The sequence below is a fragment of the Arthrobacter sp. NPDC097144 genome (assembly GCF_044762205.1).
Taxonomy (GTDB): domain Bacteria; phylum Actinomycetota; class Actinomycetes; order Actinomycetales; family Micrococcaceae; genus Arthrobacter_B.
Genome location: NZ_JBIWDW010000006.1, coordinates 77,605 through 89,928 on the forward strand (window position 1 = coordinate 77,605; position 12,324 = coordinate 89,928).

The 12,324-nt window shown below is 65.4% G+C and carries 8 protein-coding genes; 2 read left to right on the top strand and 6 right to left on the bottom strand.

Annotated features, from left to right (window positions below; all coding sequences use genetic code 11):
• Positions 1-6: 6 nt before the first annotated feature.
• From uvrA to ACIQXM_RS14445, 6 genes are all read right to left on the bottom strand, one after another.
• Entirely contained in the window at positions 7-2,496 is a 2,490-nt protein-coding gene (gene uvrA / locus ACIQXM_RS14420; protein ID WP_400932989.1) for an excinuclease ABC subunit UvrA, read from the bottom strand.
• Between the two features lie 441 nt (positions 2,497-2,937).
• Complete coding sequence (locus tag ACIQXM_RS14425) at positions 2,938-3,615, bottom strand: hypothetical protein (protein ID WP_400932665.1); 678 nt, start codon at positions 3,613-3,615, stop codon at positions 2,938-2,940.
• A 60-nt stretch (positions 3,616-3,675) separates the two neighbouring features.
• Entirely contained in the window at positions 3,676-4,479 is an 804-nt protein-coding gene (locus ACIQXM_RS14430; protein ID WP_400932667.1) for a class I SAM-dependent methyltransferase, read from the bottom strand.
• A 148-nt stretch (positions 4,480-4,627) separates the two neighbouring features.
• Positions 4,628-5,668 carry a hemolysin family protein gene (locus tag ACIQXM_RS14435; protein WP_400932669.1) on the bottom strand — a complete coding sequence of 347 codons (1,041 nt, stop codon included), beginning with the start codon at positions 5,666-5,668 and terminating at the stop codon, positions 4,628-4,630.
• The gene (locus ACIQXM_RS14440) at positions 5,665-7,014 is read right to left on the bottom strand and encodes a hemolysin family protein (RefSeq protein ID WP_400932671.1); all 1,350 of its coding nucleotides are present in this window, start codon (positions 7,012-7,014) and stop codon (positions 5,665-5,667) included. Before ACIQXM_RS14440 ends, ACIQXM_RS14435 begins: the two co-directional genes overlap by 4 nt.
• Positions 7,015-7,200: 186 nt before the next feature.
• A complete protein-coding gene (locus ACIQXM_RS14445; RefSeq protein WP_400932673.1) occupies positions 7,201-8,604 on the bottom strand; it encodes an MFS transporter in 1,404 nt (467 codons plus the stop codon).
• 226 nt (positions 8,605-8,830) lie between these two features.
• Here ACIQXM_RS14445 and ACIQXM_RS14450 point away from each other — a divergent pair, with 226 nt between their 5' ends.
• Positions 8,831-10,078 carry a thiolase family protein gene (locus tag ACIQXM_RS14450; RefSeq protein WP_400932675.1) on the top strand — a complete coding sequence of 416 codons (1,248 nt, stop codon included), beginning with the start codon at positions 8,831-8,833 and terminating at the stop codon, positions 10,076-10,078.
• Positions 10,078-12,219: a 3-hydroxyacyl-CoA dehydrogenase NAD-binding domain-containing protein gene (locus ACIQXM_RS14455; protein ID WP_400932677.1), complete on the top strand. Its 2,142-nt coding sequence runs from the start codon at positions 10,078-10,080 to the stop codon at positions 12,217-12,219. The genes ACIQXM_RS14450 and ACIQXM_RS14455 overlap by 1 nt, the downstream gene beginning before the upstream one ends.
• Positions 12,220-12,324: the final 105 nt, after the last annotated feature.

The following is a 12,324-nucleotide window of genomic DNA, read 5'->3' on the forward strand; positions in this document are numbered from 1 at the left end:
GGCAACCTACCGCAGCGTCTGCAGGGCAGCAGTCAGGTACGGAGCGGTCCGGCTGGCCTCGCACTCGGCAACTTCGGCCGGGGTGCCCGCACAGATGATCCGGCCGCCGTCGTCACCGCCGGACGGTCCCATGTCGATCACCCAGTCGGCCGCGGCCACCACGTTCATGGAGTGCTCCACCACCACTACGGTGTTGCCCGCGTCCACCAGCCGGTTGAGCTGCGCGAGCAGCAGGCGCACGTCCTGGGGATGCAGACCCGTGGTCGGCTCATCGAGCAGGTACAGGGTGTGGCCGCGGCGGGCACGCTGCAGCTCGGTGGCCAGTTTGATGCGCTGGGCCTCGCCGCCGGAGAGTTCGGTGGCGGGCTGGCCCAGGCGCAGGTAGCCCAGACCGACGTCGAGAAGGGTCTGCAAGCTCCGCGACGCCGCCGGGACATCCGCGAGGAACTCCGCCGCAGTTTCCACGCGCATGCCCAGGACGTCGGCTATGTTCTTGCCGCGGTAGGTCACTTCGAGGGTTTCCTCGTTGTAGCGCGCGCCGTGGCACTGCGGACAGGGACCGTAGGTGCCGGGCAGGAACAGCAGTTCGACGGCGAGGAAGCCTTCACCCTGGCAGGTGGGGCAGCGTCCGCTGGCCACGTTGAAGGAGAACCGGCCGGCGGTGTAGCCGCGGGCCTTGGCCTCGTCAGTGCCGGCGTAGAGCTTGCGCACGGCGTCAAACAGTCCGGTGTAGGTGGCGAGGTTGGAGCGCGGCGTGCGGCCGATCGGACGCTGATCCACCTTCACCAGACGGTCCAGGTGCTCCAGTCCGGCGATGTCGCGCACCGTCGCGCCGGGATCGACGTCGTCCTGCGTTTCCGCGTCCGGGTCTTCCTCCCGGTCTGCTGCCGTGGCGGCGGAACCGTTGACGTGAACCCCCACGGTTTCGGCCAGCACCTGGCTGACCAGGGTCGACTTGCCGGAGCCGGAAACGCCGGTGACGGCGGTGAGGACGCCGAGCGGAATTTCGGCGTCAAGTTCGCGCAGGTTGTGCCGGCTGATGCCCTTGAGGTTCAGCCACTGCTCGGGAGTGCGGCCTGCGGAGGCCGGCTCCTCCGCCTCACGGAACAGGAACGGGCGGGTGGCGCTTTCCTCCACCTGCGCCAGGCCATCCACGGGACCGCTGTAAAGAACGGTGCCGCCGCCGTCGCCGGCCTGCGGACCCACATCCACGATCCACTCGGCGCTGCGGACCACGTCCATGTTGTGCTCGACGACGAACACCGAGTTCCCGGCGGCCTTCAGTTCCTGCAGAACGGCAAGCAGCGGCTCGGCATCGGCCGGATGCAGGCCCGCGGAAGGCTCATCCAGGACGTAGATGACACCGAACAGGCCCGAACGCAGCTGGGTGGCGATGCGCAGGCGCTGCATCTCACCGGGCGACAGCGTGGGCGTGGACCGGGACAGGCTCAGGTAGCCCAGGCCCAGATCGATGAGGATCTGAAGCCGGGACAGCAGGTCGCGGGTGATCGTGACGGCAACCTCGGTGTCCTCGTTGGACGCCGCTGCCCGCGAGGCCGTTCCCGCGGACTTCAGCTCTGCCGTCGGCCGGATGATCTCCGCCAATTCGCCCAGGGTGGCACCGTTCAGCTCGGCAATGTTCCGGCCGGCGAACGTTACGGCGAGCGCTTCGGGACGCAGGCCGGCACCGCCGCAGACCGGGCACGGTCCGGAGACCATGAATTCGAGCACGCGCTTGCGCATCTGCTCGCTGCCGGAGTCGGCCAGGGTATGCATGACGTACGACTTTGCACTCCAGAACCGGCCCTTATACGGCTTGGCCACCCGGTCCCGCTGCGGGGTAATCATCACCACGGGCTGTTCCTCGGTGAACAGGATCCAGTCGCGGTCCTTTTTCGGCAGGTCTTTCCACGGTACGTCTACGTCGTAGCCCAGCTGGATGAGGATATCGCGCAGGTTTTTACCCTGCCAGGCGCCGGGCCACGCAGCGATGGCGCCGTCACGGATGGTCAGGTCCGGGTTGGGCACCAGCGAGTCCTCGGTCACCGTGTGCGCAATCCCCAAACCCGAGCATTCGCGGCAGGCACCGGCGGCCGTGTTGGGCGAAAACGCGTCGGAGTCCAGGCTTCCCGGCTTCGCATCCGCCGGATAGGTTCCTCCGCGGGAGAAGAGCATGCGCATGGAGTTGGAGAGCGTCGTCAGTGTTCCCACCGTGGATCGGGAGCTGGGGGTGCCTCGGCGCTGCTGGAGTGCGACGGCGGGAGGCAGCCCGGTGATTTCCTCCACCTTCGGCGTGTGCCCCTGGGCGAGCAGGCGCCGCGCGTAGGGAGCCACCGACTCGAAGTAGCGGCGCTGGGCCTCCGCGTAGATGGTGCCAAAGGCCAGCGATGACTTCCCTGAGCCGGAGACGCCGGTGAAGGCAACAATCGCGTCGCGGGGTATGTCGACGTCGACGTTGCGCAGGTTGTTTTCCTGCGCTCCGCGCACCCGGACCATGCCGTTGGCGCTCACGTCGGTGCTGACAGTTGGGGCAGTTTTCGGGGAGGAATCAGCAGTACTCATCACTTTTAGCCTACCGATGAGGCGGCCGCGGGGCTAAATAATCAGCAGGCTTTCCGCCTAGAGCGTCACAGCGTCCGGGAGCCGCACGATTTCGCCGTGGCCGGGGGACTCGGGTGAATCCTTCGTGCAGATATCGGGCCCATAACTGTGCCCCACGGATCCTTCGTGCAGATACCGGGCCTAAATAGCAGGCCCGCAGATCCTCCGTACAGATACCGGGTTCAAAATCGTCAAATAGGCCCGTTTGCGCCCCTCATGTGCACGGAGGATTTTGTCAGGTCCCCTTATCTGCCCGAAGGATTCGGATCACCGATTCAGGCCGACAGGTTCGAACCCTAGATCCAGGCCCACGATCCGCTCAGGAGTATGGGCAGGTCAGCCCCGGACCGTGAAGTTGTCGGGCAAGTGCACGCCGTCCGGAAGGTCCGGCGCTTCGAACTTCTGCCGCTCACATTCAGTGCGCAGCAGAGGATAGGTGTCCGCGATGAGATCCAGGATGCGGTTGCGGACCACAAGATACGCCTCCCCTACGCCCACCACGCCCTTGAACTCTTTGAGCTCCTCCTCATAGGAGGTCTGTTTGTGCCGCAGGTAATTGACGGTGAGCCGGTCCAGCCGTGCCTTGGAGGTATTTCGGCTGGCCGGGGACTGGCTTCGGCGTAACCGGCTGTTGAAGTGCGCAATAGCCTTGTCCTGCATCTCCTGCCACGGCTCCGGCACGATGCTCAGCTCCAGCGCCTCCGCTGCGGCAACGGCTTCCTTCTTCTTCGCCAGGGCACGGGTGCGGGCGGCAATCTGCCGGGTCCGTGAGGCTTCCCGGGCTTTTCGGTATTCGGGAGTTGCTTCGATGGCCTCCACCCGTTCCAGCGCGTACAGCTTCATCGGCGCGGCTTTGCGGGAAAATGGGTTGCGGGCAGTCTGGTCAGGTTCCGGCAGGAAGGTCTTGATCTGCGTGTCCGTCCAGCCCCGGTCCTTTTTCAGGTCGTTGGCAATCAGCAGCCCTTCACTGTTGGCCGGCTTGGGCCTCGGCGGATGGTGTTTTCCTCGGGACAATGCAGACTCCCCAATTCTGAACGTGCGCGGGCGGGACCCCATCCATTCTAGGGATTGCGTTCACCGCACCGAAAACGGGGAAACCGACGACGACGGCAGATACGGCCTCTGTGCCACGACAATGCGCTCCGGGCTGTCCGGCGTAACCGGGGACCCGTCCCAGTTCCCCCAGGACCGTTCGAGCTTCAGCCCTGCGGTATCGAGTCCTCGAAGAATGGCGGCATCGTCCGGAAACCGCAGGGTTTCCCGTGTGGTGAAGGTCCGACCGCCGATGGTCCATTCATCCACATGGGTGGCGCAGTCCCCGGCCATGGTGGTGCATTGACGAACCGACCCGCCGATGACCTCCCGGGGCTCCGCATCATTCCACCCGCGCCAGGCTTCAGCGGCAGCATTTCGGACCTCAAACACGAGCCGGCCGCCGGGCACCAGGGCACGGGCGATCTGCTGCAGGACCTCCCCCCAGGCAGCATCATCGAGGAAATACTGGGCCACGTGCCCGGTCATGAAGACCAGATCAAACGCTGTGCCTGGCAGGTCCGCCGCCGTGCCGTGAATCCACGTCACCCGGTCGGCAAGCGACTGCCGGCCGGCGACGTCGAGCCTGGTTTGCTGCGGCTCCACGCCGGTGACCGAGATCCCGGGATTGCTCCCGTCAGGCTCGTTGGCCGGCGGCCGGGACGCAGGCACCAGGGAACGCACCAGCATGCTGCAGAACAGCCCGGTTCCGGCACCGACGTCGGCCACCGAGGCAGGATCCAGGTCCCGGGCCAGAGCGAGGTAAAAGGGAAGGTCGGCGCGGTCCTGCGTGTCGGCGTCGTACAGCTGAGCGAGTTCCGGCCGGGCGTAGAAGTTCTCCTCCATCGCCGTCGCTCCCCCGCATGTTTGGCTCCTACAGTTCCCGGGATCGTATCAGCGGCCGTAAACCATGCCTGCCTTAAACAGATCCGCCGGCCGCCCGGAGGGGCAGCCGGCGGACCCGGTAGATAAAGGCAGGGATCAGTGCCGAACGCTACACAGTGGTGGCGTCCCTCACCTCGCCCACCAGCTCCTCGATGATGTCCTCAAGGAACAACACGCCGGTGGTGTTGCCTTCGGCGTCGAACACCCGTGCCACGTGGGCGCCGCTGCGGCGCATGGTGGCCAGGGCGTCCTCGAGCTCGCTGCCGACAAAGGCGGACGCCAGCCGGCGGATGCGCTTGGCGGGCACCGGAGCGGTGAATTTCTCCGGCTTGGTCAGGTCCATGACGTCCTTCAGATGCAGGTAGCCGCTGGGAACGCCGTCGTCATCCGTGAGGATGTAGCGCGAGTAGCCGTGGCGGCCCACCGCCTCCTGGATGTCCGCCGGGGTGGCAGTTTCGGGCAGGAGGACCATCCGGCCGATGGGCACCTCCACGTCGGCAACCGTCTTGGACGTGAACTCGAAGGCGGCGCTGAGCGTGCCGCTGGCATCGGCCAGCATTCCCTCACGGGTGGACTGCTCCACGATGTTCGCCACTTCATCCATGGTGTAGGCGCTGGTCGCCTCATCCTTGGGCTCCACCTTGAACAGGCGCAGGACGCTGTTGGCAATCCCGTTCAATGACCAGATGACCGGTTTGAAGATCCGGGCCACCATGACCAGGGGCGGGGCCAGCAGCAGGGCGGCACGGGTGGGGACCGAGAACGAGATGTTTTTGGGAACCATCTCCCCGATCACCACGTGCAGGAACGTCACCAGCAGCAGGGCCACCACAAAGGCAACGATGCCAATCGCTTCGCCGGACAGCGAGGTCAGGCCCAGCGGGATTTCCAGCAGATGGTGGATCGCCGGTTCGGAGACGTTCAGGATCACCAAGGAGCATACGGTGATGCCCAGCTGGCTGGTGGCCAGCATCAGGGTGGCATGTTCCATTGCCCAGAGGGTGGTCTTGGCCGCCTTGGAGCCGGCCTCCGCCTTAGGCTCGATCTGCGAGCGCCGGGCCGAAATAACAGCGAACTCCGCGCCCACAAAGAACGCGTTGACGACCAGCAGGACAACCAGCCAGATAATTCCGGGAAGATATTCACTCATGCCAGGTCCTTCGTGAGCTCGTCGATGATGCGGTCGTGGGTGCTTTGCTCCTCATCCCCCGCAGGGGTGTAGCGCAGCCGTTCCACATGCGTGCCCACCACGCGCTCCACGCGCAGCATTCCGCTGGCCAGGGGCACCTCGTCGCCCAGTTCCGGAATCCGGTCCAGCCGGTCGGTGACAAAACCGGCAACAGTGTCGTATTCCTCGCCGTCGGGTACGACGACGCCGGTGCGGTCCCGCAGTTCGTCCGGGCGCAGCGACGCGTCAAAGGTGAGTGACCGGCCGCTGCGGACGACGCCGACGCGGGCGCGGTCATGCTCGTCCTCCAGTTCGCCGACAATCTCTTCCACGAGGTCCTCCAGGGTAACGATCCCAGCGGTTCCGCCGTGCTCGTCGGAGACAATGGCAACCTGCAGCCCCTGCTGGCGCAGCAGCCCCAGGAGCGAGTCAACTCCCATGGATTCGGGAACCCGAAGAGCCTCCACCATGAGGTTTTCAGCGGCAATACTGCCGCGCTCGGCCAGGGCGACGGCGAAGGCCTGCTTCACGTGCAGCACGCCGAGGACGTCATCGGAGTCGCGGCCGATCACCGGGAACCGCGAATATCCGGTGGAGATAGCCAGGTCAATGACCTGCTCCGCCGTATCCGCCGCAGCCACCGAACGCATCCGCACGCGCGGCGTCATGACGTCGGCTGCCGTGTGGTCGGAGAAGCGAAGGGTTCGGCTGAGCAGCTGTGCATGGTCCAGGTCCAGCACGCCTTCCAGCGCGGACCGCCGGACCAGGGAGCTGAGCTCCTCTGCGCTGCGGGCGCCGGACAGTTCTTCCTTGGGCTCAATGCCGAAGGACCTGATGATCGCGTTGGCGGTGTTGTTGAAGAAAAGGATCACGGGCTTGAACACCGCGGTGAACAGGGCCTGGAACGGAACCACCAGTTTGGCGGTTGCGAGCGGCAGAGCCAGGGCGAAGTTCTTCGGAACCAGTTCACCGACAATCATCGAGAAGATGGTTGCCAGGAAGATGCCGACGACGGCGCCGGCTCCGCCGACCACTGCTTCCGGAACTCCGAGGCTGAGCATCGGTTCGCGCAGGAGGGAGCTGATTGCGGGCTCAAACGTGTAACCGGTCAACAGCGTGGTCAGCGTAATGCCCAGCTGGGCGCCGGAGAGGTGCGTCGAGGTGATCTTGAGGGCTTTGATGGTGGGGCCGAGGCGCTTCTCGCCCTGGGCCTGCCGGGCTTCGAGGTCACTGCGGTCAAGATTGACCAGCGAAAACTCGGAAGCAACAAACAGCCCGGTGCCGACCGTGAGCAGAAGGCCCACGGCGAGCATGACTAATTCATACATTCGGGCGCCCCTCTCTGGTGGTGGCCGGAAGTCCGGTCAGAGCGTGGAGGGGCAAGGGTTTATGTGAGGGAGGGTCATCCATAGTCCGACGATAATACGGGAAAATGCTGAATGCTTGCTGAGCAGCGAACAGCTCCGCCCGTGCCAGCAGCCTGGACCCGGGCGGAGCTGTTCCCACAGCAGCTGCTAGTGCTGCGCTGCCTTGGCCCTGCGGGCACGCATGGCATCTTCGTCGCGGCCCACGGAGAACATGAATCCGATGGCCAGCAGCACGCAGACCAGGATCAGCATGAAGGTGATGTCCCAGCCGAACTGGTCCACGGCCAGGCCGATTCCGGTGGAGGCCAGCGTGGCGCCCAGAACGTAGCCGAACAGGCCGGTGAAGCCTGCGGCCGTCCCGGCAACCCTGCGCGGGCTGAGGTCCAGGGCCTGCAGGCCGATCAGCATGACCGGACCGTAAATGAGCCCGCCTATGATGACGAGGGCGCCGTAGGAGATCCACAGCGGCCATTCAACCGGTGAAAGCCAGTACACCGTCACGGCGAGGAAGACACCGATCAGGAACGTAATTCCCGCCGGCGAACGCCGGCCGCGGAACACCTTGTCGCTGATGTAGCCGCACAGCAAAGTGCCGGGTATGCCTGCCAGCTCAAAGAGCGAGAACCCGGCAATGCCTTCGCCCAGGCTGGCGCCGCGGACATCAGCAAGATAAACCGGCGCCCAGACGAGCACGCCGTAACGCAGGGTGTAGACAAACACGTTGGCCAGGGCCAGTTTCACCATGGTGGCGTTGGTCAGTACGTAGCGGCGGACAGTCTCCCAGGTGCTGGCGGATTCGTCGGCTGCGTCCTCTTCCACCGGTGCCGGGTCATTCCGGTATTCCTCGATGGGCGGCAGGCCTTCGGACTCCGGGGTGTCCCGGAGCAGCAGGAAAGCAATGACGGCGATGACCAGGCAGATAAGGGCAGGGAACCAGAACGCGGACCGCCAGCCCCCAAACCATGCCAGGGCCAGGCCTGCCAGGGCGCCGGAGCCCGCGCCGCCGACATTGTGGGCAATGTTCCACAGGGCGGTTTTGGATCCGCGCTCCGAGGTGGAGAACCAATGGACCAGGGTCCGGCCCGCGGGAGGCCATCCCATTCCCTGGAAGAAACCATTGAAGATCATGACCACGGCAAAGAAGGCAACGGAACTGCCGACTGCCGGAACAAATGCGATAAAGAGATTCGCCAAGGCGGAAAGGGCCAAGCCGATCGGCAGGAACAGCCGCGCGCTGCTGCGGTCGCTGACAATGGCGCTGAAGAATTTACTCAGTCCGTACGCCACCAGGACGCCGTTGGTGACGACGCCCAGGCCCAGGGCGCTGAAACCGTGCTCGTCGCGGAGGATGGTCGCCACCAGCGGCACATTATTGCGGACGAGGTAATACCCGGCATAGCCGATGAAAATGCCCATAAACACCTGCAGCCGGAGCCGCGAATAGCGTGCCTTTACCGTCGCGGCGTCCAGCCGCGGGGCGGGCGGGGGCGCGGCAAGAAAACCAAGGAGTCCTCTTTGGGTCCGCGTGGGGGGATTTAGTTGTTGTGTCACTGCGTTCCTCGTCTGGATGAAACTTAGAATGGCCGCAGAAACGATACTCGCGACACCGCAAATTACCTATTCATCAGCAGACTTATTACAAGTGGGCCATTCTCGGGGAAAATGGCAGGGCCGGCACTCCCCTCCGCTTCCGGGCGGCGGCTTGCAGGCTATGTTACTGACGAGTAACATCAAGGCCGGACAGTGTTCCGTTTCATATCTCAAAGAGGAGTTGCACGTGAGCCCACAAAGCCGAGCACGGCAGATCAGGGACGTAGTTTTCGTTGACGGAGTGCGGACCCCCTTCGGAAAAGCCGGCGAAAAAGGCATGTACGCCGGCATGCGTGCCGATGACTTGGTGGTCAAGTGCATCCGCGAGCTGATGCGCCGCAACCCCTCGCTTCCCCCGGAACGGATCGACGAAGTGGCCATCGCCGCCACTACGCAGACCGGTGACCAGGGCCTGACCATCGGCCGCACCGCAGCACTGCTGGCCGGGCTGCCGCAGTCCGTTCCCGGCTTCGCCATTGACCGCATGTGCGCCGGGGCCCTGACGGCTGTGACCACCACGGCTTCGGGCATCGGCTTCGGCGCGTACGACGTCGTCATCGCCGGCGGCGTGGAGCACATGGGCAACCACCCGATGGGCAAGGACGCCGACCCCAACCCGCGCTTCGTCACCGAACGGATTGTGGACCCGGCCGCCCTGAACATGGGCAACACCGCCGAAAACCTGCACGACCGCTTCCCGGACATCACCAAGGAACGCACCGACGCGTACGCCGCCGCCAGCCAGGAGAAGCTCGCCAAGGCCTACGCCAATAACTCCATCCAGCCGGATCTGGTGCCGGTTGCGTCCAAGAAGCCCGGCAAGGGCTGGACGCTGAACACCGTTGATGAGGGACCGCGTCCCGGCACCACAGTGGAGGACCTCGCCGAGCTGCGCACCCCCTTCCGTGCCCACGGCCGTGTCACCGCCGGCAATGCGTCTGGCCTGAACGACGGCGCCACCACCGCGCTGCTCGCTTCCGCCGACGCCGCCGAGGAACTGGGCCTGCCCGTCAAGATGCGCCTGGTTGGCTACGCCTTCGCCGGCGTCGAACCGGAGGTCATGGGCTACGGCCCCGTGCCGGCCACCGAGAAGGTGCTGAAGCAGACCGGCCTGTCCATCGAGGACATCGGACTGTTCGAAATCAACGAAGCCTTCGCCGTCCAGGTGCTCTCCTTCCTGGACTTCTACGGCATCGCCGACGACGACCCCCGCGTCAACCGCTACGGCGGCGCGATCGCCGTCGGGCACCCGCTGGCCTCCTCCGGCGTACGCCTGATGAACCAGCTGGCCCGCCAGTTCGAAGAAGATCCCACGGTGCGCTACGGCATGACCACCATGTGCATCGGCCTGGGCATGGGCGCCACCATCATCTGGGAGAACGCGTTCCACCCCGATTACAACACCGACACCGAGTCCACGGAGGCCACAAAGTAATGACTGCAAGCGATTACCAGCGGCTGGCCGGCCTCTTCCCCACCGAGGTTGTCACCCACTCCTATGTTTCGGACATCGCCCTGCCCGGCGGTGCCGGCACCTTTGCGCTGATCACCCTGGACAACGACGTCGACCACACCCGCCCCACCACGCTGGGCCCCAACACCCTGCTGGAACTGGGCGAGGTCCTTGATTCGCTCAAGGCGCGCGCCGAGGCGGGCGAAATTGTCGGCGTCGGCGTCACCGGCAAGCCGCACTACCTGGTGGCCGGCGCCGATCTGTCTGCCACGCAGAAGCTGGCCTCCTACGAGGACGGGCTGGCCATGGCCCGCCTGGGCCACGAGGTCTACGGCAAGCTGCATACCCTGGGCGTACCCAGCTTTGCGTTCATCAACGGAGTGGCGCTGGGCGGCGGGCTGGAGATTGCCCTGCAGTCCCAGTACCGCACCGTCTCCACCGGTGCCGGGGCACTGGCCCTGCCGGAGGCCTTCATCGGCCTGGTCCCGGGCTGGGGCGGCGTGTACATCCTGCCGCGCCTGATCGGACCGGAGAACGCCGTCAAGGTGATGATCGAGAACCCGCTGAGCAACAACCGCACCCTCTCCGGCCCCGCAGCGTTCAAGCTCGGCATCGCCGACGTACTCTTTGAACCGGCCGACTTCGTGGAGCAGTCCCTCGCCTGGGCCGCCCGCGTCATTACCGGTGAAGTTGCCGTCTCCCGGCCGAACGCCGCAGATCCGTCCGCCACTCCCGAAGCCTGGGACGCCGCCGTCGCACACGGCCGTGCCGTGGTGGAGGCCCGCACCTCCAACGCCGCCCCGGCTCCCGCGAAGGTGCTGGACCTGCTCGAGGCCGGCAAGAACTGGACCGCCGAGCAGTCGCGCAAGGCCGAGTGCGAAGCCCTGGCCGACCTGATGCAGACCCCGCAGTTCCACTCCACCGTCTATGCGTTCCTGGACCTGGTCCAGAAGCGCGGCAAGCGCCCCGCCGGCGCGCCGGACAAGAAGCTGGCCCGCCCGGTGTCCAAGGTGGGCGTCGTGGGTGCCGGTCTGATGGCCAGCCAGCTCGCCCTGCTGTTCGCGCGTCAGCTGAAGGTGCCCGTGGTGATGACGGACATCGACCAGGCGCGCGTGGACAAGGGTGTGGGCTACGTGCACGCCGAGGTGGACAAGCTGCTGGCCAAGAAGCGCATCTCCCCCGACGCCGCCAACCGCACCAAGGCCCTGGTCTCAGGCTCGGTGTCCAAGGAAGCGTTCTCCGACGCCGACTTCGTCATCGAGGCCGTGTTCGAGGAACTCTCGGTGAAGAAGCAGGTGTTCGCCGAGGTGGAGGCCGTGGTCTCCGCCGAGTGCATTCTGGCCACCAACACCTCCTCGCTGTCCGTAACGGAGATGGCCGCTGATCTGCAGCACCCCGAGCGCGTGGTGGGCTTCCACTTCTTCAACCCGGTGGCTGTCATGCCGCTGCTGGAAATTGTGCGTGCCCCCAAGACCGACGACGCCGTGCTGGCCACGGCGTTCGTCCTGGCCAAGGCGCTGAAGAAGACCGCCGTGCTGGTCAAGGACGACGCCGCATTTGTGGTGAACCGCATCCTGGGCCGCATGTTCGGTGAGATCACCGCTGTCTTCGACGAGGGCACCGACGCCGCAACGGCCGACAATGCGCTGCGGCCCATGGGCCTGCCGATGTCCCCGTTCACTCTGCTGGCCCTGGTGGGCCTGCCGGTGGGACAGCATGTGCAGGAATCCCTGCATGCAGCGTTTGGCGAGCGGTTCTGGCTGTCGGAGAACTCCCAGAAGATTATCGACGCCGGCATCAAGTCGCTCTGGCAGAAGGACGAGGACGGGAAGGCCTACATCCCGGCCGAGACTCTGGAAATGCTGGACTTCGGCAACACGCCGTCCACCTCCGAGGAAGTCCTGACACGTACTCAGGATGCGCTGGCCGATGAAATTGGCCGCATGCTGGACGAAGGCGTTGTTGCAGGTCCCGAGGACATCGACCTGTGCATGATCCTGGGCGCCGGCTGGCCGATGCATCTGGGCGGCATCACGCCGTACCTGGACCGCGTCGGCGCCTCCGAGCGCGTGAACGGCAAGAAGTTCCACGCCGAGAAGGAACCGGCTCAGGCCGCTTCCTAGCGAATCGCTTCCCAGCAGACCAAAAATGAGGGCTCCCGCCATTCGGTGGGAGCCCTCATTTTTGTCCGCGCCGGGTTTGTCCGCGTCCGGCGCTTGTGTACTGGC

Bases quoted from the DNA above. Each gene is read 5' to 3' on its own strand.
- ACIQXM_RS14455 (WP_400932677.1), top strand. From the start codon at position 10,078: ATGACTGCAAGCGATTACCAGCGGCTGGCCGGCCTCTTCCCCACCGAG.
- uvrA (WP_400932989.1), bottom strand. From the start codon at position 2,496: ATGGTCCGGGTGCGCGGAGCGCAGGAAAACAACCTGCGCAACGTCGAC.
- ACIQXM_RS14435 (WP_400932669.1), bottom strand. From the start codon at position 5,668: ATGAGTGAATATCTTCCCGGAATTATCTGGCTGGTTGTCCTGCTGGTC.
- ACIQXM_RS14430 (WP_400932667.1), bottom strand. From the start codon at position 4,479: ATGGAGGAGAACTTCTACGCCCGGCCGGAACTCGCTCAGCTGTACGAC.
- ACIQXM_RS14440 (WP_400932671.1), bottom strand. From the start codon at position 7,014: ATGTATGAATTAGTCATGCTCGCCGTGGGCCTTCTGCTCACGGTCGGC.